Here is a 24,035-nt window from a genome sequence, read left to right as displayed (position 1 = left end):
AAAAAAAACAAATGAAAGAAAGAGCATAATAAAAAAATTCCTAATGGATAATATATTTAATTTCTATAAGGAAGAGGATTATATTGTTACCATTTCAGGCCAATTAAAACCTTCGTATAAAGGATTGGTTAGTCATGATGATCTGGTTTCGGATAGCTTAATCAATAAAATTGAAACAAAAGAAATTTCACTTGTACAAATAAAAGAAATACTAGGTTCTATTAGTGAACACTTCCTAAGCCCAGTTTATATCGGTATGGCCGATAATTTGTATCAGAGACTTAACCAACACAAAGAAAAGATAATAAAAATTAAGGAAGGAAATAAACTAGAAACAACAAATGATGAAACTGATATAAGAGATAGCAGCTTTGCACATAGAGTTTGTGAAAGATCATATATAACATCATTTATGTTTGTTGTTTATATTGAAATTGAAGGACAAGATAGARTTCATAACGCATTTGAAAATATTTTAAATCGAATTAATTATCCAATATTGGGGAGAAAGTAATGGGACTAGCGCCAGTAAGAAGAAGACAAGCTAATTTGGACCTACGTCTTGAAGGTTCAATAGGTAATTTTAAAGTATCTTTTGGTGGAGATGAGTCTCAAGAGGTTAAATATTTTTTAACTCATGTAAGTCTTGACACTACGGAAGGTGACAATGAGAATTTTCTAAACGCACTGTGCCCTGTTCGTGAAATTTTTGATATTAATGCACAAGAATTTGATGAAATGATGCAACGTGATATTGATGATGCAAGAGTATCGAAAGAGTTAATACCTTATATTTTAGACTCGTCACAATCAGGAACTATCAAATTTTTCCCACCAATAGTAGTTATGTGTTTACCATTGCAAGGTGATACTAACAAACCTGCAGACTATTACCCTACAGTATTTAACGGAGTGGTCGATGGCGATGATAGTTGTCCTGATGGATACTATGTAACAAGAGCAGGTGATGCTTTTGAGTTCAAGCAACCTTTCACTGAAGGAAATAAGTTAAACCATGACTTAGCAAGATTTTCGATTAGCACATCAAGAACAAAGATGATCATTGTCGATGGTCAACATCGTGCAATGGCCTTATTAGCATTATTCAGAAACATAAAGGATAAATGGACAGACGAAAGAAGAAAACCGTTTAAAAGTTATTATGAAGAATGGGCTTCTGATTACATCAGAGAATTTGATTTAGCTTCAATTCAACTTCCTGTAATACTTTGCACAGTACCCTCTCTTGATGCTAAATATAGTAATGAAAACCCTGATAATAATTTCGATCTAAAAAAAGCAGCAAGATCAATATTTCTTACCTTAAATAAAAATGCAAAGCCAGTAACTAAAACACGCAACATGTTATTAAATGATAATGACATTATTTCCAGCTTTATGAGGTCAACACTATCAAAAATTAAAAAATCAGACATAAATTCAAGCTCTAATTTAAATATTCATTGCATTGAACTAGATCAAGATGGTGATAAGCAAAAAATATCTAACCCGATAGCCTTATCTGCAGTCAACCACTTTTATTACATTATTGAACACTTAATGTTAAATGACTCAGGTGACTTAAATGGATTATCAAATCGAAGTGGGCGGTTTTCAACTAGAACAACTAATGAAAAAATAAAACCGGCTCTGAGACGATTGAATTGTTACGAATCTCTTGGTCATAATGCTGTAGAATCAATACGAAGAGATTTTTTCAATAAAGAACAGATAGAAAAGTTAACCGAAAAATTCGATAAAACATACGGTTCAATTATAATTAAAACGTTTGAGACGTTAAAAATTTACTCATCACATAATGATGCCGCTGAAGCATTAAGGCATATTGTAAACAATCATTCTAATGTACAACTAAAGCCTATGCTTTTCGAAGGTCAGGGAATTATCCGAACATTTGAAGACCATCGAGATAACCTTTCAGAGAAAATAAAGCAAAACTCAAATTTACCACGATTACAAGAGTTAAAATACAACCTTGATGCGACTAAAGAAGCACTGGATGTTCAAATTGAAGACTTTAAAGAAATGCGTGCAAAACGCTTTTTATCTAATTTGAGTAACAGTGAAGTTATTGATGATAGAACAGGAAAGCTTAAATCACACCTTAGAAAAGAAATCGACAAATGGTATTCAAACATATTCACATCAGTCGCATTCCAAAGCGCTATCATTTGTGGTTTTTTCGATATACTTGCAAAAGTTGATCAAGAAGATAATGCTAGTCAATATTTTGATGATTACTTACAAAGCATTGAAGCTACATTTGTACCACAATCAATTTCAAAATTAAAAAATCTAATTTGTTTACTTTCAGGTAATGTAAGTGGTGATAGCGTTGATGATTTCCAACATATCTCTGAAAACTCAGATGATACATTTAGAAGCGTCGTTTATCCATCTGACATGCAACCTGATGCTTGGCCTGCATATCGATACTTACTCTTAGAGCTGTGGGATAAATCACTACCTATCGACCATCACCTTAAAGATGTTTTAAGCGATGAACTATCCCTGCTGAGGAATGATGTTGAAGATAAAGTTTATAAAAGAGAAATTTCCAAATRCATTAGAAAAGAGCGTTTACCATCTGACGTCGAACTTAGCACAGAGATAAAATCGCAGCTTAAAAATGACWCGAAAAACATTTACAAATCAATGCTTGGTCATTTAAATAGAAAATCAGTAATTTAAATTACTATTTTCAACATATGAATAGTGAGAAGTAATCTTGTACTCCTCTCTATTCATATCATCCTCCTTGTCTTTGTAGGTCGTAACTCCAACCAGTTGATAACAAATGAAAATAAGGCGCTACAGACGTATAAATAACTTTATCGTGCATTCCTTCACTTTTAGATCATCCTATTTTTTTATACACTAATTGCTTGAGTCGCATCCGTAACTTCTAGTTGGTCACTTCTATTCTTTACGTATATTTATTACCAATGATGTGTTTATATATTGCTAGGTTAACCGCGTACACACTATAGCTCTCAGTGCAGTAAAAACAGATGGTTAACTTTAATAGAAGGTTTTACAGCTCATTGAATGCATCTGTGTTTCTTATTCTAAAAGTATGTGATTCGCCTTCTTTTCCGTATTATTCCTACCAAATTTATAAAAAACAATGAGTGCTATTAACTTTCTCACACCATGTAATCTATTTCAGGAACCACAGGACAAATGTCCTCACACCTCCCCGACGAGGCTCTTTATAATCGCGGCCATAAAGGCAGCGCATAACAATAACAATCGCCTGCCCGGTGGTAAAACCACCTCGTAACACCCCGTACCACCCGGTTGAATAACCGGTGATAGACCCTTTTGACAAGCCTGAACGGCACGCTCAGGCCCTTGCTCTCTTTTTAGGATTCTGTATGAACGTACTTGTTATCAATGGACACCCTGACTTGTCTCAATCGGTGTCGAACGCGACGATTCTGGCGGACTTGACCGCACAAACGGATTGGACTTTTCATTCGGTAGCGGGCTTTGCCGGCGATATTCGCGCCGAGCAACAACGCCTGCTAGACGCGGATGTGATTGTGGTGCAGTTCCCGCTGTACTGGAGCACCTATCCGGCCGTGCTGAAAAAGTGGATCGATGACGTGTTCACCTACGGCTTTGCCTTTGGGCCAGAAGGCAGTCAACTGAAAGACAAGCCGTTCTTGTTCTCAGTCACAGCGGGGGCAACGGCCGAGTCTTACAGCACCACCGGCTTTAACTTCTTGCCGTTTGAGCATTACCAAGTCGCGTATGAACACCCGTTCCGCGCGGCAGAAGTGACGATTTTAGATACCCTAATCACCTTTGAAATGAACGCGACGCCTAAAGAAGGCGGCGACAAAGACAACACGCTGGCACTGGCGCACACCCATGCCACACGCATTATCGACGCGGTTAACGCGCACCAGGAGTCACGTGCATGATGCAATCATTGCTAGGGATAGCAGTCCTACTTTCCATCGGCTTTTTAGCCTCTGAAAACCGTCGCCAAATTAGCTGGCGTGCGGTGGTCGGTGCCTTCGGCATCATCCTGACAGTCGCGTTTTTCGTACTCGCTACTGAAGCCGGCGGCGGCGTGCTGCTGGCGGTCTCTAATACCGTGGGCAAGGTGTTTGGCTACGGCGCAGAAGGGATCCGCTTTGCCTTTGGCAATCTGGTGAACTTCAGCGTTGATGGCATCGGCTTTGTCTGGGCGCTGCAAGTGCTGCCACAAATCATCTTTACCGCGTCACTGACCTCGTTACTTTACTACTTGGGCATCATGCAGTGGTTCGTGTTGATCATCGGTGGCGGCCTGCAAAAAGTACTGGGCACCTCGCGCGCAGAATCAATGAATGCGGCCGGTAACATTGTGCTGGGCCAAACGGAAGCGCCGCTATTGGTGAAACCGTACCACCACGTACTGACCCGCGCGCAGATCTTCGCCATCATGGTAGGCGGCCTGTCGTCTATCGCGGGGTCGATTTTGGCAGGCTTAGCGGGCATGGGCGTGGATCTGAACTTCCTGATCATGGCGTGTTTCATGTCGGCACCCGCGGGCCTGATGTTCGCGAAAATGATCATTCCAGAAAGCGAATCCACTATTGATGAAGTGCCTGAGCTGCCAGACGATGAGAAGCCCACCAGCTTCATTGATGCAGTCGCCAAAGGCGCTATTACCGGCGTGGGCATTGCCGCGATTGTCGGTGCGGTGATCATCTCGTGTATCGGCCTGATGGCGATGCTGAACGGCGGCCTTGGCGCGATTGGCGAATTGCTGGGCGTACCGAACCTGTCGGTGGATGTCATTCTCGGTACCCTGTTTGCGCCCGTGGCATGGCTGATCGGTATTCCGTGGGATGAAGCCATGACCGCAGGGGCCTTCTTGGGCCAGAAGATCGCGATGAATGAATTCGTGGCCTTCGCCAGCATGAACAGCGTAGAGATGACCGATCGCTCAACCGCGATCATGACTATCGCCTTGTGTGGCTTTGCCAACATCGGCTCGGTCGCCATGGTGTGTGGTGCGCTGAGCAAGATGATCCCGGCACGCGCAGGATTGATCGGCCAGTTGGGCATGAAGGTACTGTTGGCGGCAACGCTGGCCAACCTGATGAACGCGGCGATTGTCGGCCTATTCGTCTAACAACGTTTTAGCAATACCGCCGTGGGTTGGCGCTTGTCAGCCCACGGCTTTTTTATCGTTCTTTTTTCGTCACCTTTTTGTGTGACGTTCTGTGTAACACCCATTTTTAGTAACTGTAACAAGCCGTCACGATGGCGGAGTAAGGGCATTAATGAGCAAGCAGCCTCACCTTTTAGTTGAACCCCACCAGATCACAGACAAGGTCATTGTGTGTGGTGAGCCAGACCGCGTTAACCGTATCGCTGAACATTTGACGGACGTGGAATGTCTGGCCGAAAACCGTGAATTCCGCTTGATGCGCGGCCAGTACCAAGGCACGCCGATCACCGTGTGCAGCACTGGAATTGGTGCGGCCTCTGCGCTAATCGCATTAGAAGAACTGCGCCTGTGTGGCGCGACACATTTGGTGCGCGTCGGCTCGGCCGGGGCGTTGCAACACCACATTGGCTTGGGCGAGTTGATCATCGCCGAAGCGGCCGTGCGTGATGAGGGCGGATCAAACAGTTATGTACCGGCGGCGTTTCCGGCCTACAGCGATACCAGCCTGATCAACGGCCTGCAGGCTTACTGTGCCCACGCGGCGATTACGGCTCACGCCGGTGTCGTGCGCTCACACGATAGCTTCTATACCGATGAGGAACAGCAGATCTGCCAATTTTGGCACAAAAAAGGCGTATTAGGTGCGGATATGGAAACCGCTGCCCTACTAACGGTAGGTCGTCTGCGTGGCATGAAAGTGGCTACGATCCTGACGAACGTGGTGCGGTTTGAGCAAGATGTACAAGAAGGCGTGGCCGATTATGTGGCCGAGTCTGAGGCCACCAGCCAAGGAGAGCGCCATGCCATTCTGGCGGCGCTGCATGCGCTGACCTGTTGATCGCGACTCTAGGTTCTCGGTGCTAGCAAGCGAAACTAATAAGTAAAAGCAACACAACACACAGGGGACATCCCTGACACCCAGCCCTGATCACACCCCATACAAAAAGACCACACGGGGTGCGATCAGCGGCCTTCTACACCTTGGGACGACGAGCACTTTTTTGTATACTGCGCGCTCTTTATTTTGAGTGCCGTTCAAAATGCAATTACATCCCATGCCTTCCACCCGCTTTGCCGATTTACTTGCGCCGCAACAACAGGCGTTTGAGCAGGCGTTGTTTGCGTGCCAAACCGGTACCCGCATACTGACGGCTGGCGATACCCTGTTAGAGCAAGGCCAACCGGTCACCCAACTGTTTGTGATCCCTACCGGGCGTGTGTCCATGCACACCTGCGCCAGTAATGGTCGCCGGTTTCAGCTCGGAGAAGTACAGTGTGATCAGCACGTATTCGGCGAAATGGAATTTTTCACCAGTCAGCCGTGCCAATGGAATGTGGTGGCCGATGAACCGCTCGACGCCAAGGTCATTTGTGCCACTCGCCTGCAAAAATGCCTGACCGAGCAACCGCATCTGGCCCTGTTTTTCGCCTCGGCACTGGCGTGGGATTATCAGGAATCGATGGAGATCTACACCCACCGCGTCTTGCACCCTATCGCGTACAACATCGCGTTCGATCTTTGGCAACGTCACAACAGCCAAGTCTCATTGGGGGCGTTTGATAAGATAGAACAAGAAGCCGAGCGCTTTGGTACCTCCAGCCGCGTCTACCGCCGCGCCTTAAATACCTTGATTGAGCAAAACTTGATTGCGAAAAACGGCAACCACATCCACATTGTGGATCACGCCGCGCTTGAGGCTTTCATTGCGGTTTGCTGAATACGCCGCAGAATGGCTACATCCACCAAATGCCATTAACAAGTCGATATAACACACTTAACAAGCGCCAATTGTTAGTGATTCACCCCGCGATATTGGGGGCAAGATCAAAAAGTCATGGGGAAATTCCCTTAAGATGATCCCCTTTGATGGGATTCTCGAGGATACATGATGACCCAAGTTAATCAGGACCGTTTGGTTCAACACTTCATTGATCTGGTAAAAATCGACAGCGAATCGGGCAACGAAAAAGCCGTCGCAGAAACCTTGGCTGAACAACTTGGCGCACTGGGCTTCAGCGTGAACAAGCTGGCAGTACCGGCCGATCTGTCTAATGGCTTTAACCTGTACGCCAAACTGGCAGGCACGCTGCCGGGCAGCATTCTCCTGAGCTGCCACATGGACACCGTGACCCCAGGCATCGGCATTGAGCCCATCATTGAAGATGGCATCATCCGCTCAAAAGGCGACACCATTTTGGGTGGCGATGATAAATCCGGTATTGCCGCCATTCTCGAAGCGATCCGCGTGATCCAAGCCGCGGGCTTGCCACACCAGAGTATCGAAATCGCCTTCACCGTGTTTGAAGAAGGCGGCCTGCACGGCTCGAAAAACTTCGACATGAGTCAGATCCAATCACAACAAGCGATCGTATTGGATTCTAGCGGCCCGATCGGCACCATCATCACCACGGCACCGGGTCAGCAAAACCTGAAAATCACCCTTCAGGGCAAACCGGCACACGCAGGTTTGGCGCCGGAAGAAGGGATCAATGCCCTGACAGTAGCCGCGGATGCAATCAGCCACATGCAACTGTCACGTATCGACCATGAAACCACCGCCAACATTGGTGTGGTGAAAGGCGGTCAAGCGACCAACATCGTCATGCCATCACTCTACCTTGAAGGCGAAGCGCGCTCGCTAGACGATACCAAGCTGCAAGCGCAGGTGGATCACATGGTGGCGACATTTGAAGCAGCCGCAGACAAGCACGGCGCCACGGTCGATATCGTGTCATCCCGTGCCTACAACGCGTACCGCATCAACGAAGACGACAGTCTGATTGCCGGTATTAAAGCCGCTTTTGCAGCCAATGGCATTGACGCTATCACCAAATCCACCGGCGGTGGCAGCGATGCGAACGTCTTCAATGGCCGTGGCCTGAAAACCGTGAACCTATCGACGGGCATGTCGAAGGTACACACCACGGAAGAATTCATTAAAGTCGAAGACATGGTGGCGATCAGCCAGTTCCTTGTGACTTACCTGACCCGCTAACAGCCTGCGCAGGGCGCCTGCTCTGCGCACCCTTTTCTTTATTCCTCAAAAGAATACCCCCTTCACGTCAAAATGTTGGCTTTATCATCTTATTTTTGACGCTTAATCAAGAAAAAGGTCATTAGTGACAAATAAAATGCACGCCGACCATCACTTCATAAACCGTTGTTTTGTTATTTTTATCAACAAAAGCAAGAAACACACAAAGCCCATAAAAAACAAAGGCTTGTGACAAAAATCAATAAACGAGACTTTTTTGACTCAAAGTGACGACTCTGGACATCCGACCATAAAAAGTGATCTTGCTCCACGGCGAAGAGGGGTCACCGCTTAATTCGATTACAAAATTTTGAGCCAAAAATTTCCCATCTTATAAATTAGCGATATTCCCATGTCGAAACCAATCGCATTTTTTATACCCTTTGGATCCCTTCTTCGCTGTTATCAGTACAATCAATATGACTTTTAAGAATGCATGTTGCATCTAACCTTTTTTTGAGCAGGAAGCTAGTGAGTATGGAATATTTAGAGCGAATTAAGCGTTTAGCGAAAATTCAAGGGATCAGCCAGAAACAACTTGGCGAAGCACTTGAGCTACAGCAGGGAACGATGAGCCGTAAGCTATCCGGCAAATACGGGATTGAAGTCCGTGAACTGGAAAAAATCGCGGAAGCCCTCAACACCTCTATCAGCTACCTATTAACCGGACAAGTAGACACCGGTACTCAGGCCACTACGACAATTAATAACGCGTCAGAGCAAGGTACAACCAGCACCTACATCCCGATTATTCACCGTAAAGATTTCATGTCTTTCAGCAATGGTGCAACGGTCGACGTGGTAAGCAAGCGTGCGATCCCACAACACTTGGTGCGTGAAGAGTGCCTCGGTCTGCTGGTTGATAATGAAAACATCGCACAGTGTGCACCGATCGGTAGCTACGCACTGGCAACCAAAACGGCGTCATACCGTCCTAAGCAACCTGTATTCGCGTCAGTACGCGGCAGTGAGCCGGATTTCTACCACATGACGCAGTTGGCTGACGGCGTGGTGTTCTCGACCTCACAACCGGATTTCCCGAACTTGTTTGTGAACAACGGTGAATTCCAGATCCACGGCTTCATCATCCAGTCAGATTGGGCTTACGATCGTTAATATCCGCTGCCTTGCAGCCATGACGTATCGCTTGGCGGTGTAACATTGCGCCGCCAAGACGTATACCCTTGTCCCTGTAAGACGATACAATCATCCCCTCTCTTTCAAATGGATGATTGTCATGCCTGCCATTGTTGTTGCTTCCACCAACCCTGCTAAAATTTCTGCCGTTGAGCACGCGTTTGCCCTCGCCTTTCCCCAACTGAATTTTTCCATTCAAGGGGTCAGTGTCGCCAGTGGGGTCAGCGAACAACCCATGACAGCAGATGAAACCCTGCACGGTGCGCGCACTCGTGTCCGTAATGCCAAACACGCCATACCCGAGGCCGACTACTATGTGGGACTTGAAGCGGGGCTGGATGGCGATCTGACCTTCGCGTGGATGGTGATTGAAGACGGTCACACGTCACGTCGCGGCGAAGCCCGCTCTGCCTCACTGCCTTTGCCCCCTGCCGCGCTCGAACAACTGCACCAAGGGCTGGAACTCGGTGATGTGATGGATGCGATGTTTAACCAAACCAACATCAAACAAAAAGGCGGTGCGATTGCCCTGCTGACCCACCACTTACTCAGCCGCAGCTCGGTGTATCAGCAAGCCCTGATTTTGGCGTTGATCCCATTCATGCAGCCGGAACTGTTTCCGGCCGAAACCGCCTGAATGCACGCATCCTACGCATCGCGCTGTTATACCGGGATGTAGAACGGATCACCGCACATAAAAAAGCCCCCAGCGCGAATACGCTGGGGGCTTTTTACATCCGGCACACATGCCTTAACGCGGCTTTTGCGCGTCCAACAAGGCAGATAACCACACCTTGGTGTCATTATCATGGTGCTTGAGTTCATTGGAGCCACGGGTGATGGTCGCCACCCCAACGCCTAATAACTCACTGATTTTACGTTGGCTGCGATCACCGTTGAGCAATTCATGCAGAATATTGACGCGCGAGAGTAACACCGTCCGTTCATCTGGGGTCAACAACAGCTTCAGTAACGTATCGTCTCTCTGCTCGCTGGTTGCTTGACGTAAAATATCAAGTACTTGTTGCCACTCGGTAAATTCCGGTGTTTCTTGGCTATTCGACATGTCATCCTCATTTGATGTACTCGTTTTCGAGTACTGATTCTATCCCTTTACGCCAAGACTACCTAGCCCCTAGCCCGAAAATTCCTTTTACGCTGCGTCGTTCAGTCCAAAACAATCAGTATTTTGCAGCTAATTCATTCTTTCTGAGCAACGGCGGCATTTGTCCCATCAACTCGCCGTAATAAATCTCAAACATCAAAATGTTCTGCACGTAACCGCGCGTTTCATTGAACGGAATGGCTTCAATGAAGGCATACGCGTCCAACTTACCGTCCGTGCCTGCACGCCAGCGATCCACCCGACTCGGGCCCGCGTTGTAGGCGGCAAAGGCAAAAATACGGTTGTTGTCGTAACGCTCCAGCATCATTTTGAGGTAACCGCTCCCCAAGCGAATGTTGACCCCCGGATCAAACAGGCTGTCTTTCCCGGCGTAATTGCGTCCCAACTTCTTCGCGGTCGCTTTCGCCGTGGCGGGCATCAACTGCATCAAGCCGCGTGCGCCCACCGGCGACATGGCTTCCACGTTCATCGCGCTTTCTTGTCGCGCCAGTGCCATCATGGTCACCGTCGACAGTTCACGCTGCTTACTGAAGAAATCAAACCACCATTTATGCGCGATCGGGAAACGCAGCGGAATGTGATCCCACAGTTTACCGGCAATGGTCGCCTGCACAGCCAAGTGGTGCCACTTGTGCTTGGCGGCATACGCCGCCAGCGCCGCGATCTCGTTCTGATCTAAACCGCGCATCAAATAATGCCACTCACGGTTTGCGGCCAGCACTTTGTCTTCCACCACCAGCTCTTTGATCCGCACCAATGTCTCTTGATACTTTTTGGTCACTGCCGAGGTGTCTGTCACCGTCTTGGTCGGGTATGTGATCGGCTCACCCAATACCGTCGCGGCAGCCGCACTGTAGAAATTACGCTGACCTAATAGCGCGGTATAACCGGCTTTGGCCTGCTCATCACGGCCGGCCATCTCATCCAATCGGGCTTGCCAGAAACGCCAGCGAATGTCTTTTTTCGCTTTTGCTGGCAAGCGATCAACCCACTGCACCACCGCATCCCAATCGTCTTCGCGCATTGCTTGGCGAATCCGTCGCTCCAGCAGTGAAATAGACTGGCTCTGTGCCAACGTCTTATCTCGCCACTGCTGCATGTCGGCATCCTGCGTCGCCATTAAGCGGCTGGCGGTGTAGTCCGCCAACTGTTGCTGTTTGACTTGGCTGAAATGCTGCCCTTTCATGGTGGCGGTGTATTGCGCAATCGCCTCGTCCACATCGCTGCGCACCAGTTTTTTGTACGCCAAGGTGGTCAGCTGTTGGTTAAACGGCGTGACCTTACTGCGTTTAGCAAACGCGGCCACCCCTGCCGGTTTATCATACAGGCTAATAATGGTGTCGCCCGCTTGCTGGCTGTTGCCGGATAACTGCTTGCGCAGGTACTTGAGGCGATTCTTGTTACCCTCACCGTAGACCAACAGCATGCGATCCAAGATCAGGCCATTGCTGAGCTTACCCGCCCCTTTCCAGGCATCGAGTAACGGATCACACGTATCATGGGTCGAATTGCCTGTCAGCCACGCAGCTTTGGCACCTTTCCATGCTTGCGCTTTGTCGCCGGTTTCCAATTTGGCGGTGTAGTAATAACACTGCAATGCCTGGCCTCGCGGCGCCTCCGGTTGCATGGTCAGGAAGGTTTTCCATTGTTGCGTGCGCGCCAGTTGGTACAGATAGCGATCGTGGATCGTGCCACTGAACGGCAAGGCGTTAAATTCCTCAACAAACGTCTTCACGTCTTCCGGGCTTTTGGTCGGCAGCAACAGGGAAAACTCGCGGTAATCCAAATACGGCACCAAGGGATACGCATCCAACTGGCTGCGTAGGGCTTGGTAGGCCGGCATGTCTTGCGCGTCTAATGCGGCCTGCGCTTGTGCATACCACTCGCGCTGCTCGTCCAAGGTGGCCGCTTGCGCCATAGAGAGCGGCAATAGCAGCATCCCCAGCGACAAGGCCCATCCTGATAATCTGTTTCGATTTTTCATGCTATGCACAGCACCATCCCATTCTTCGTTCGTCCATGCCGATTCTGGTTATCTTTTATTTCGGTCGCGATAACAGTGTTATATTGCATATATCTGCCATCGACCACAAGTCACGCTCGGCAAGGTTGGATTGACGTCAAACCCCGCACTGTACTGAATGATACCCTGCACACATCCACGGAGCGCAAACACTAAAATTATAGACAGCCTCATCGTCGGCAGGTATGTATTAGGGGGTATTTCCCGTGGTTTTTTCTTACCGTTTTCATCGGCTTTTTTCGCCAACGCACCCCGATTGCCCGTCTCTCGTCCCGTTATCGCTCACACAACCGCCACGTCAGCACACCGTCCATCTTGCCTGTGACTGTGATCGCGTCCACGAACATGTTCGCGAAGTGGCCGAGAAGCATCAGAATGCATCGGGTAATCGCCAACAATTATCAACATAGCTGTTAAACTTGTGTCCAGAACAGGTAAAATACTCCCTTTCATTTAGTTTAGAGATCGCAAACGGATATGGCTGAATACGTCTATACCATGTCGCGCGTGGGTAAAATCGTCCCACCAAAGCGTCAAATCCTAAAAGATATTTCACTGAGCTTCTTCCCTGGCGCCAAAATCGGCGTATTGGGTCTGAACGGTTCGGGTAAATCCACCCTACTTCGCATCATGGCGGGTATTGATACCGACATCGAAGGTGAAGCACGCCCACAAACTGGCCTTAAAGTGGGTTACCTCCCACAGGAGCCGGTACTGGACGAAGAAAAAACCGTCCGTGAAGTGGTTGAAGAATCCGTCGCGGATGTGAAAGATGCGCTCGCGCGTCTGGACGCGGTTTACGCGGCCTACGCAGAAGAAGATGCCGATTTTGACAAATTGGCCAAAGAGCAAGGCGATCTAGAAGCCTTGATCGAGACCAAAAACGGTCACAACCTTGAGATGCAACTTGAACGTGCGGCCGATGCCCTTCGCCTGCCTGAATGGGACGCGAAAGTGAAGTTCCTGTCGGGTGGTGAGCGTCGTCGTGTGGCGATCTGCCGCCTGCTGCTTGATAAGCCAGACATGCTGCTGCTGGATGAACCGACGAACCACTTGGATGCAGAATCGGTTGCATGGCTGGAGCACTTCCTGGTTGATTACACCGGTACCGTTGTGGCTATCACGCACGACCGTTACTTCTTGGATAACGCGGCTGGCTGGATCCTAGAACTTGACCGTGGTGAAGGTATTCCATGGCAAGGTAACTACACCTCATGGCTTGAGCAAAAAGATGCGCGTTTGCAGCAAGAATCTTCTCAAGAGAATGCTCGCCAGAAAACCATCGCGAAAGAGCTTGAGTGGGTTCGCCAGAATCCAAAAGGCCGTCAGGCGAAATCAAAAGCGCGTATGGCGCGCTTTGAAGAGCTTAACACCACCGATCACCAGCGTCGTAACGAAACCAACGAACTGTTCATCCCGCCGGGTGAGCGTTTAGGTGACAAAGTGCTGGAAGTGAAGAACCTGACGAAATCGTTTGGCGATCGCGTACTGATCGACAACCTGTCGTTCAGCATGCCAAAAGGCGCGATTGTCGGCATCATTGGTGCGAACGGCGCGGGTAAATCGACCCTGTTTAAGATGCTAAGCGGTGTTGAACAGCCTGATTCGGGCACCGTTGAGCTGGGTGAAACCGTGAAACTGGCGTCGGTGGATCAGTTCCGTGACAGCATGAACGACAAGAACACGGTCTATCAAGAAATTTCAGAAGGGGCGGAGATCATCCGTATCAACAACTTTGAAATTCCTGCTCGTGCATATGCGTCTCGCTTTAACTTCAAAGGCAGCGATCAGCAGAAAATCATTGGTGACCTATCCGGTGGTGAGCGTAACCGTGTTCACTTAGCCAAACTGCTAAAAGCGGGCGGCAACGTATTGCTACTCGATGAACCGACCAATGACTTGGACGTAGAAACATTGCGTGCACTGGAAGAAGCGTTGTTGGAGTTCCCTGGCTGTGCCATGGTGATCTCGCACGACCGTTGGTTCCTTGACCGTATTGCTACCCACATTCTTGACTACCGTGACGAAGGTCAGGTTAACTTCTTTGAAGGTAACTACACCGAATACACCGATTGGTTGAAGAAAACCCTTGGCGCACAGGCGGCAGAGCCGCACCGCATCAAGTACAAGCGTATGACGAAGTAATTCGTTTATACCCTATAAAAAAGGGCTGCCTCATGGCAGCCCTTTTTGTTGTTCTCAACAACGCGGCGTTATTTGGCCACGCGATCAAACGCAGACAATGCCTCTTGCAAGTCTTCAACGGGCATAATCTCAATCCCGCTGATCTGACGGCTGGCATTGGCTTTTGGCACAATCGCTCGCGTAAAGCCTTGTTTTGCGGCTTCACGAATACGCTCGATACCATTCGCGGCCGGACGGATATCCCCGTTCAAACCAATTTCCCCAAACACCAACACATCCTGCGGAATAGGCGCATTTTTAAAGCTAGAGAAAATCGACAGCAACACCGCCAAGTCCGCCGAGGTTTCTTCAATCTTGATCCCGCCGACACAGTTCACGAAAATGTCCATGTCTGACAGCATCACCCCGCCGTGGCGCGCCAATACGGCAATCGACATCGCCAAGCGGTTACCGTCGTACCCCACGGTTAAACGGCGTGGGTTCTCTGTCACCGAGTTATTACACAGCGCCTGGATCTCCACCAGCAACGGACGCGTCCCTTCCCACAACGTGGTACAGGCCGAGCCCGCATGGTTCTTATCCGATCGGCTCAGGAACAAGGCCGACGGGTTTTTCACCTGTTTCATGCCGGTTTCGGTCATGGCAAAGAAGCACGACTCGGAATCAGCCCCGAAACGGTTTTTCGAGGTGCGCAAGACGCGGAACTTTTCATCCGCGGTCGACGACAGTGCAAACAGACCATCCACGATGTGGATCAGCTGCATCGGGCCTGCCACATTGGAATCTTTATTGATGTGGCCCACGATCATGAAGGTCACCCCTTGCGTCTTCGCAAAGCGAGTCAGCGCAGCGGCTGACTCTTTCACCTGACTCGGGCTACCGGCCGCTGAATCGCTGTGCGCCACCGTCATGGTTTGGATCGAGTCAATGATCACAAATTCAATGTTGTGTTCGGTAATATGCTGGATAACCTGCTCGACCGAGGTTTCCGCCACCACATGAATTTTGTCTACATTTTGCGTACCCAGTCGCTGCGCACGCTGAGAGATCTGATGAATCGACTCTTCACCCGATACATACAAAACGGTTTTAGTGCTCGCCACCGCACCAATGCTTTGCAACAGCAAGGTGGATTTGCCCGCCCCCGGATCGCCACACAACAACAATACCGAGCCCGGCACAATTCCACCGCCAAACACGCGGTCCAGTTCAGAGATCCCCGAGGTGTAACGCGGTAAATCTTTACTCTCAACGTCTGAGAGTTTTTGTACCTTGGTCGCCGCACCAGCATAACTGTTGGCGGCACTCGTCGCCCCAACCGCCGCACGGGTTTTCGGTACAGTAAATTCGGTTATGGTGTTCCAGGCAGCACAGGCGCTACATTGCCCCTGCCAGCGAGGAAAGTCGGCGCCACAATCACTGCAGACATACGCACGTTTGATTTTCGCCATGATAGCCCCTCACTTTACGGCACACACTGCCCCGCCAACGGCTCAGCAACAAGAAATATGACCATTGCACACGTATATAGGCTCAATTTTTGGGGCAAAGGACCGATAATAAACGAAGACCTTCAAAATAAAAAAGTACTATGTTACTCAACACGTATAAAGGGGTGATTGAAAGCCTCATTCCCGTCTATGACCGCGATGACTTTACCGACACCTTCGACATGATGACCCAAGGCGAGGATGGCCCGACACGGTTACAAATTAAGATGGAACTGCACCGCCTGATGGCGCCCTGCCACCAAATTGTTGATTTGCGTGGCCGCGTCAATGGTGACTGTCGCCCGTATGAATTACACGGCTTGCGCCATTGGTTGGATGACGTGGCACTGAACACCTATCACCAAGGCATCAAAGCGTTTAGCGGCCAATTTCGGGTCGGACTCTATGAGGCGCTGACAAACACACACAACAATTTCCGCGTGATGCACCAGCAGGAAAAACAACAACAGCAAGCCCTGCAGCAAGCCGACGACACGCCCATGCTCAGCCGTGACACGCAGCATGATGTGCCTTTGCTCCGTTTTGGTCATTACCTGACACGCCATGAAAACCGCCTGCATATCAGCACACCGGTCAATCTGGAGCTGCCTGACGGCCATGTGGTGAATGCCATTACCGCCGATCTGTCGTTTTCCGGCGCCAAATTCAAGGTGCCGTCCGCGTTTGCTTATCATCTTGGCATGATTGTTCACGCCCGTTTTCCCAACATGGCGGACGTACTGAATACCCCCCATTTGATGCAAGGCCTGGCTTACCGCGTGTTGGCGATCGACGAAAGCCATGAGCACGACAGTTATAAATGGCTGCGTCTGAAAATTGTGGGTGACAGCTCCGTCATCAAAAGCGCCATTGAAGACTACCTTGACCGTACCCAGAACCGCGCTCGTCAAGATCACGAAGACAAGGTGATCCAAGTACGCACGCGCGGCTATGAACACTGCTACCTCAAACACAGCAGTGCGATGCCACTGTTCTTTTCCGGCACCACGCTCAAATACAGCTTATTGACCCCACACAACCGTCATGTGTGGGACGACTGGCATGATGAGCGTAACCAGCCGGTGATAAACCAATTATTGTCGGAAGCCCGCTTAACCAGCTTGGGCAAAGCCGGACTGAAGCAATCGAGCACCCTGCTCTATAGTTTCAGCCACTGCCACAATGGCAACACCTATTTTTACTCGGCGGCGCTGCCTGAAATGAACCGCGAACAGCGTCAGCTGTTTTGGCATGTCGGTGCCCAACGTGCCAGTTGGCGGGTGTATCGCCTGACATTACAGCCGATCAGCCAAGACAACCTGGACGCACTCAAAGACATCGCACCCGAGATGATCGGCCCACTCAGCGCCTTAACCCATGTCGGGCTATTGCAAGATCTGAGTAACTGCGAGGCGCAACATGACTACCGGTTGATCTTCAAACCGAAAATGCCGGCAAGTGCCCTGCACCCTTTCCGTCACCTGCGCGATCCGGTAGCCAGTGCCAAAGCGGTGTATTTTGATCCCAAACCGCAACGCTGCGAAGACCGTTTCTTGTTTCAAACACCGGTACATATTCACACCGAAGATGGTGTGAACTTGCCCGGTAAGAGCGTGGATTTTTCCTCTCGTGGCTTGAACATCGCCTTATCATCGCCGTTGTCACTCAAGCGCCACGACACGATCACCATCAGCTTCCCGCGTTTGCAGCAGATGGACAAACGGGCGCCACTGGAACAGATCCCCTATCGTGTGGTGCGGATCAGCCCTGATTACCGACAGATCCAGCTCATCACTGGCAAGGGCGCACGCGCCGAAAAATGCGAGCAGTTCCTGCGTAAACTGATCCAGCATAACGAGAATAAACTGACCCGCAGTGGCGAAAGTTTGCCTCGGGGCGAGTTGTTACTGGCGATGCACCAAATGCTGCTTGGCCGCCTCAACAGCGTGCCGTATTTTGCCGAAAAAAACGCCCATAAGGTGACCATCAAAGCCATTGGCTGTAACTTCCCGGTGCCGCCGCTGGTGAAACTGTTCCACCAAATTGGTGAACAAGAGGGCTACTCACTGGAACCGATTTTCCGTGACCGTCACAAGCGGATGCTGACCGCCCCCTTACGCCCCGCCGAGATCCAGCAACCGTATGTGCATGAAGTGTATGTGTGGGTTGAGCGGGAGGGCGACACGGTGCAGCATGTGGAAGGACGACTGTATGATGACTTTGCCGATACAAACGCACGGATTCAATTTATTAAGCAGGCCCGTTATCACGGCGAATTCATTGCGTTACGGATCACTGCCGTGCCGGTACTGAGCCCGATGACGACGCTGATCCGACGCGAATTGGGGGAACTGGCGCGGTTAACCCTACACCGGGCCCGTGCCTTGGAAGAAGAACTCAGCACTCTGATGGGGTGTGGTGAGTTGCATGACATCACCGATGAAGTTTTGATCCGGCTAGAAATCACCTAGCCGAACGGTCTCGCGCTGCCCTCACGCTCCGGGGATCACCAGCGGAGGTGGTGAGGCAGTAACGAGACAGACAATACACAGATAATCGCGCCGAGGGCTGCATAGCGCACAGCCACGGGCGATTCGGCCTGCACTTTCGGCTTGGCGTGGTAGGCCACACCAAGCCCTGCTGCTTTGATCATCACTAAATCATTTGCGCCATCACCGACCGCCACGGTATTGTGCGGGGCAATGTCATATTGCGCGGCCAAGCGATGCAAAATGGTCGCCTTGGCTTGTGCGTCGACAATCTCACCCAGCACCTTGCCGGTCAGTTTGCCATCGACAATCTCAAGGGTATTCGATTGGGCGTGGGCGAGTCCCAGTTCGTGTTGCAGGTGATCAGAAAAATAAGTGAAACCGCCAGAGGCTATGGCCGTTTTCCAGCCATAATGGTGCAAGGTGTCCACCAGCTCACGCAGCTCAGGCATCAACGGCAACCCTGCCCGCACCTGCTCTAAAATCGCTTCGTCAGCCCCTTCAAGCGTCGCGACGCGTTGATGCAAACTCTGGGCAAAATCCAGCTCCCCCTGCATGGCACGCTCAGTGACGGCCGCCACTTCTTCACCGACACCGGCTAAGGCGGCGATTTCATCAATGCATTCAATTTGGATGGCGGTGGAGTCCATATCCATGAGCACTAAACCGGGTTCTAACAAATCCGGCACATCCTGCACATGGGCAATATCCAGCTGATGGGCGATCACGCATTCCGCCAACGCCTCAGAATAAGGAATCGTGGCCAACAGACAATCATACTGCCCTACCTTCCACGCCGCCGCCAACCCCAGCGAAACCGCCAACGTCGATTCGATGGACGCAACCATTTCAGGGCAGATCGCTTGACCATAAATCAGGGTGTTCGCACGACGGCGATCACGGTTACTGGCCGATACCACGGCAGGATACCGTTGATATAGAGAGGTATGTTTCCTTATTTTAAGCACTTATACACCATCCATGTTAAAGTAAATGTCTTGCCACACGTTACCCTATTGTAAATTACCAGGGCAAGCCCAAAGATAATATTGGCACACTTAGTACTGCTGAGATGATGAAATATAAAAAAACGCGCTTTCAAAAAGCATGGCAACTGTTTGTCGTGTTCGGCTGTTTAGCCGCGGTTATTACGATGCTGGAATACGGCTCGGATCTGACCAAACGTAATTACCAAGCCTTGAGTGAACAAACCCAAACCCTCACCCGCTTGATGGCCCGTCAGGCCGCACAAACCGCGAGCTTGAATGTGGTTGAGAATCATCAAGACAAGTTGCAGGTGCTGGTGGAACGCTTGGCCGATGAACCCTTGATCCTCGATGCCACGATCTACAGTTTGGAGGGGGCGACCATCGCTAAAAATACCGACGCGATGCCGCTCACCCAAGTCACCGGACTCTCAACCCCGTTGGCGGTGGCCAGTTATGGCCGTCAGCAAATTGTGGAACCGATCATGACGTCGCATCAGGTGGTGGGATTTCTGCGCTTAACCTTAGAGCACGATCGCCTGTTGGCACGGACGCTGTATGACATTGATCATATCACCTCGGTGATCCGCTCGTTGATCATTGCAGCCGTGGTCATCGGTTTCATGCTGGCCTTCACCTTTGGCCGTCGCAAAGACATTTGGCATTTTCCGTATTTGCTCACCGCCAATAAGAAAGACTAATGCAGGGTGCGAGCTAATGCGGCAAAACAAAACTATATAGACAAGCTGTATAAACAAAGCCGTATAAACAAAAGGGCAGACCCACAGGTCTGCCCTTTTTTATCGTCTGATTGATGACGATTATGCTTCGTCAGCGTCGCCTAGCAACACAGACTCAAGCGCGATTTCCATCATCTCGTTGAACGTTAGCTGACGCTCTTCAGAGGTCGTCGCTTCGCCACGTAGGATGTGGTCAGACACGGTACAGATAGTTAGGGCTTTCGCGCCGAACTCTGCCGCTAGACCGTAGATGCCTGCCGCTTCCATTTCTACACCCACGATGCCGTATTTGTTCATCGTTTGGAAGAAATCGAAATCTGGGTTGTAGAACAGATCCGCAGAGAAAATGTTACCTACTTTAACGTCGATGCCTTTGGCTTTCGCCGCATCAACCGCGTTCTTCACCATGCCAAAATCAGCCAGTGCCGCGAAATCGTGGCCGCCAAAACGCATACGGTTCACTTTAGAATCCGTCGATGCGCCCATGCCGATCACAACATCACGTAGGTTTACATCGTCACGTACCGCACCACAGCTGCCCACACGGATGATTTTCTTCACGCCGAAGTCTTTTACCAACTCAGTAGCGTAGATAGAGCAAGAAGGAATACCCATGCCGTGACCCATGACAGAGATCTTACGGCCTTTGTACGTACCGGTATAACCGAACATGTTACGTACGTTACACACTTCTTTTGCGTCATCTAGAAAGGTTTCTGCAATGTATTTTGCGCGAAGTGGATCACCCGGCATCAATACTACGTCTGCAAAATCACCCATTTCTGCGTTAATGTGAGGAGTCGCCATTGTTATTTCCTTTATATCATGGGTTGGTGTGGGTCTTATTGTTATCGCCCATCCCAATGTCAACAGATCTGCCCAGCGCAGTGTTAATCTAAGCAAATATAGACCTAAACGGCGCTGGGATCAGTCTTTTTCGTTCGGCTTACAGGAAAGATTTCCCGTATTCCATGTCGGTGGTACCAAAGTATTCCGCCAAGCTCTGGCCGATGTCGGCGAACGTGTCGCGACGGCCTAGCGAGCCCGCTTTGATCTTCGGACCAGTGACCAAAACAGGGATGTGCTCACGGGTATGATCCGTGCCTGGCCACGTGGGATCACAACCGTGATCGGCGGTCATAACTAACACATCGTCTTCCTGCAGCAGTTCCAGAATTTCAGGCAAACGCTTGTCGAAATATTCCAGCGCCGCGGCATAACCGGCGACGTCACGGCGGTGGCCGTAAGCAGAGTCAAAGTCGACGAAGTTGGTGAACACGATGGTGTTGTCCCCCGCGACCTGCATTTGTGCTAGCGTCGCGTCAAACAACGCCGGAATACCGGTCGCTTTCACTTTCTGCGTGATACCACAGCCCGCATAGATGTCAGAGATTTTACCGATCGCGATCACGTCGCCGTTTTTCTCTTCCACCAACTTCTGTAGCAGGGTTGGCGCTGGTGGCTCAACCGACAAATCACGACGGTTACCAGTACGCTCAAACTGGCCCTTCGCTGGGCCGATGAACGGACGCGCAATCACGCGGCCAATGTTGTAATCGGCCAGCTCTTCACGCGCGATCTGGCACAGCTCAAGCAGCTTATCCAAACCGAAGGTCTCTTCGTGACACGCGATCTGGAATACCGAGTCCGCAGAGGTGTAGAAAATCGGCCAGCCGGTTTTCATGTGTGCTTCGCCCAAGTCATCCAGCACTTGTGTGCCTGATGCGTGGCAGTTACCCAAGAAGCCCTCAAGGCCAGCACGGACAAGAATACGGTCGGTCAATTCGGTCGGGAAACTGTTGCTGTGATCAGAGAAATAGCCCCAATCAAACAAGACCGGTACACCGGCCATTTCCCAGTGACCCGATGGGGTGTCTTTCCCTGAAGACAATTCAGCCGCGTGGCCGTAAGCGCCCGTGATCTCAACCTGCGGGTCAAGCCCTGCTGGGAACTCACCTGACGACTCTTCACACGCTTTACCCAAGCCTAAACGGTTTAAGTTTGGCAAGTGCAATGGACCACTGCGTAAGCTGTTATCGGCTTCGCCGCGTGCACACGCTTGTGCAATATGGCCCAGGGTATTGGCACCTACATCACCGAAATCAACGGCGTCTGCAGTGGCACCAATGCCAAAAGAATCCAGAACCAGAATAATTGAACGTTTCATTTTGCACTCCATCAAACATCTTCAGGACGAACACGGCGGTAAACAACCGGTGTGGGTGCCGGCTTTTCATCCGCAATCGTAATTGCAGCACGCACGGCTTTGGCCGCCTCTTCCCACTGTGCGTCAGTACGCGCGTGGATCACGGCCAGTGGTTGCTCGGCATTGGCTTCATCACCCAAACGGATCATGTCGCTCAAGCCTACCGCGTAGTCAATGGAATCTGCCGCCACACGACGACCGCCACCCATGCCCACAACGGCCATACCCAATGCGCGGGTATCCATCGCGTACACATAACCGCTTTGCTCGGCGTATACCGGCTTGGCGATCTCAGCACGTTCTAGGTAGTTGTCGTAGTTCGCCATAAAATCAGCAGGACCACCAAGGCCAGCGACCATTTTGCCAAAGCACTCTGCCGCTTTACCGTTATCCAACACCGTTTGCAAATCCGTGCGCGCCTGATCAATATCTGCCGCTAAACCACTGTTTACAAGCATTTCCGCACACAATGCCATGGTCACTTCAAATAAGCGAGGATTGCGGTATTCACCGGTCAGGAATTGCACGGCTTCGCGAACTTCCAGCGCATTACCCGCCGTTGATGCGAGTACCTGATTCATATCGGTCAGCAACGCGGTGGTTTTGGTGCCCGCCCCGTTCGCCACAGCAACGATGGATTTTGCCAGATCTTCCGACGCTTCGTAGGTCGGCATAAAGGCACCCGAACCCACTTTTACATCCATCACGAGCGAGCCAAGGCCCGCGGCTAATTTCTTCGACAAAATAGACGCGGTGATCAGGGAGATGTTATCCACAGTCGCGGTCACGTCACGGGTCGCGTATACACGCTTATCCGCCGGTGCCAAATCACCGGTCTGGCCGATAATCGCCACGCCTGCGTCTTTGGTCACTTGACCGAACACGTCATTGGTTGGGGTAATGTTGTAACCTGGAATGGATTCCAGCTTATCCAATGTACCGCCGGTGTGGCCTAAGCCACGACCAGAAATCATCGGCACGTAACCACCACAGGCTGCCACCATTGGGCCAAGCATCAGCGATGTCACGTCACCCACACCACCGGTAGAGTGCTTATCGACGATTGGGCCATCGAACTGCATGTGGCTCCAGTCAATCACCATACCGGAATCACGCATCGCACAGGTCAGCGCAACACGCTCATCCATGGTCATATCATTGAAGTAAATCGCCATCGCGAATGCCGCGATCTGGCCTTCTGACACGGTATCTTTGGCAATACCTTGAATAAAGAAATTGATTTCGTCAGCCGTTAGCTCGATGTTGTCACGTTTCTTACGGATGATTTCTTGTGGTAAATACATGGTATTCCCCAATAAATAATAGCGAGTGTAGGATCGTCACGGTTTACTGTCGGTGATTTTCAGGTGTACGCGAGCCGCCTGTAGACGCTGCACAAAGCACACGTAGGCAAAAACCGTAAATAAAAACCAGAAAGTAAAACGTAAAATGGATATAAAAATAAGG

19 protein-coding genes are annotated in these 24,035 nt (G+C 50.2%); 12 read left to right on the top strand and 7 right to left on the bottom strand.

What is annotated here, in order from left to right; all coding sequences use genetic code 11:
- The 9 genes from L4C36_RS03010 to yjjX form a co-directional block, all read left to right on the top strand.
- A partial coding sequence (locus tag L4C36_RS03010) for a hypothetical protein (RefSeq protein ID WP_428476297.1) occupies positions 1-514 on the top strand: 514 nt, incomplete at its 5' end.
- Entirely contained in the window at positions 514-2,712 is a 2,199-nt protein-coding gene (locus L4C36_RS03005) for a ParB N-terminal domain-containing protein (protein WP_428476296.1), read from the top strand. The genes L4C36_RS03010 and L4C36_RS03005, both read left to right, overlap by 1 nt.
- A gap of 686 nt (positions 2,713-3,398) precedes the next feature.
- Complete coding sequence (locus L4C36_RS03000; protein ID WP_428476295.1) at positions 3,399-3,950, top strand: NAD(P)H-dependent oxidoreductase; 552 nt, start codon at positions 3,399-3,401, stop codon at positions 3,948-3,950.
- Positions 3,947-5,152, top strand: a complete 1,206-nt coding sequence (locus tag L4C36_RS02995) for a NupC/NupG family nucleoside CNT transporter (protein ID WP_428476294.1) — start codon at positions 3,947-3,949, stop codon at positions 5,150-5,152. Before L4C36_RS03000 ends, L4C36_RS02995 begins: the two co-directional genes overlap by 4 nt.
- Before the next feature lie 151 nt (positions 5,153-5,303).
- Positions 5,304-6,029, top strand: a complete 726-nt coding sequence (locus L4C36_RS02990) for a nucleoside phosphorylase (RefSeq protein ID WP_428476293.1) — start codon at positions 5,304-5,306, stop codon at positions 6,027-6,029.
- 202 nt (positions 6,030-6,231) lie between these two features.
- Positions 6,232-6,909: a Crp/Fnr family transcriptional regulator gene (locus L4C36_RS02985; RefSeq protein WP_428476292.1), complete on the top strand. Its 678-nt coding sequence runs from the start codon at positions 6,232-6,234 to the stop codon at positions 6,907-6,909.
- 171 nt (positions 6,910-7,080) lie between these two features.
- Positions 7,081-8,187 (top strand): M20/M25/M40 family metallo-hydrolase, encoded by a 1,107-nt coding sequence (locus L4C36_RS02980; RefSeq protein WP_428476304.1) that lies wholly within the window; start codon positions 7,081-7,083, stop codon positions 8,185-8,187.
- 516 nt (positions 8,188-8,703) lie between these two features.
- On the top strand, positions 8,704-9,342 hold the full coding sequence (locus L4C36_RS02975; protein ID WP_428476303.1) for a helix-turn-helix domain-containing protein: 639 nt from the start codon (positions 8,704-8,706) through the stop codon (positions 9,340-9,342).
- A gap of 121 nt (positions 9,343-9,463) precedes the next feature.
- Entirely contained in the window at positions 9,464-10,000 is a 537-nt protein-coding gene (gene yjjX / locus L4C36_RS02970) for an inosine/xanthosine triphosphatase (protein ID WP_428476291.1), read from the top strand.
- A 114-nt stretch (positions 10,001-10,114) separates the two neighbouring features.
- Here yjjX and trpR read toward each other — a convergent pair whose 3' ends face one another.
- Both trpR and sltY read right to left on the bottom strand, forming a co-directional pair.
- Positions 10,115-10,429 (bottom strand): trp operon repressor, encoded by a 315-nt coding sequence (gene trpR / locus L4C36_RS02965; protein WP_428476290.1) that lies wholly within the window; start codon positions 10,427-10,429, stop codon positions 10,115-10,117.
- Between the two features lie 115 nt (positions 10,430-10,544).
- Entirely contained in the window at positions 10,545-12,473 is a 1,929-nt protein-coding gene (gene sltY / locus L4C36_RS02960; protein ID WP_428476289.1) for a murein transglycosylase, read from the bottom strand.
- A 516-nt stretch (positions 12,474-12,989) separates the two neighbouring features.
- Between sltY and ettA the strand changes: the two genes are divergently transcribed.
- Positions 12,990-14,657, top strand: coding sequence for an energy-dependent translational throttle protein EttA (ettA, locus tag L4C36_RS02955; RefSeq protein WP_428476288.1), 1,668 nt, complete (start codon positions 12,990-12,992; stop codon positions 14,655-14,657).
- A 68-nt stretch (positions 14,658-14,725) separates the two neighbouring features.
- Here ettA and radA read toward each other — a convergent pair whose 3' ends face one another.
- Complete coding sequence (radA, locus tag L4C36_RS02950) at positions 14,726-16,108, bottom strand: DNA repair protein RadA (RefSeq protein WP_428476287.1); 1,383 nt, start codon at positions 16,106-16,108, stop codon at positions 14,726-14,728.
- A gap of 140 nt (positions 16,109-16,248) precedes the next feature.
- On the opposite strand from radA, the gene L4C36_RS02945 reads away from it, so the two are divergent.
- Positions 16,249-18,618, top strand: a complete 2,370-nt coding sequence (locus L4C36_RS02945) for a PilZ domain-containing protein (RefSeq protein ID WP_428476286.1) — start codon at positions 16,249-16,251, stop codon at positions 18,616-18,618.
- A 35-nt stretch (positions 18,619-18,653) separates the two neighbouring features.
- Here L4C36_RS02945 and serB read toward each other — a convergent pair whose 3' ends face one another.
- A complete protein-coding gene (serB, locus tag L4C36_RS02940) occupies positions 18,654-19,604 on the bottom strand; it encodes a phosphoserine phosphatase (RefSeq protein ID WP_428476285.1) in 951 nt (316 codons plus the stop codon).
- 104 nt (positions 19,605-19,708) lie between these two features.
- Between serB and L4C36_RS02935 the strand changes: the two genes are divergently transcribed.
- Complete coding sequence (locus tag L4C36_RS02935) at positions 19,709-20,323, top strand: YtjB family periplasmic protein (RefSeq protein WP_428476284.1); 615 nt, start codon at positions 19,709-19,711, stop codon at positions 20,321-20,323.
- Between the two features lie 120 nt (positions 20,324-20,443).
- On the opposite strand, the gene deoD is transcribed toward L4C36_RS02935, so the two are convergent.
- The 3 genes from deoD to deoA form a co-directional block, all read right to left on the bottom strand.
- A complete protein-coding gene (gene deoD / locus L4C36_RS02930; protein ID WP_428476283.1) occupies positions 20,444-21,169 on the bottom strand; it encodes a purine-nucleoside phosphorylase in 726 nt (241 codons plus the stop codon).
- Positions 21,170-21,308: 139 nt separating this feature from the next.
- Positions 21,309-22,529, bottom strand: a complete 1,221-nt coding sequence (locus L4C36_RS02925) for a phosphopentomutase (RefSeq protein WP_428476282.1) — start codon at positions 22,527-22,529, stop codon at positions 21,309-21,311.
- 11 nt (positions 22,530-22,540) lie between these two features.
- On the bottom strand, positions 22,541-23,872 hold the full coding sequence (gene deoA / locus L4C36_RS02920; RefSeq protein ID WP_428476281.1) for a thymidine phosphorylase: 1,332 nt from the start codon (positions 23,870-23,872) through the stop codon (positions 22,541-22,543).
- Positions 23,873-24,035 lie beyond the last annotated feature (163 nt).

Source organism: Photobacterium japonica, assembly GCF_050337005.1.
Lineage (GTDB): Bacteria > Pseudomonadota > Gammaproteobacteria > Enterobacterales > Vibrionaceae > Photobacterium > Photobacterium japonica.
Note: the sequence above shows the minus strand (reverse complement) of the source record. Positions and strands in the feature narration are given on the sequence as shown.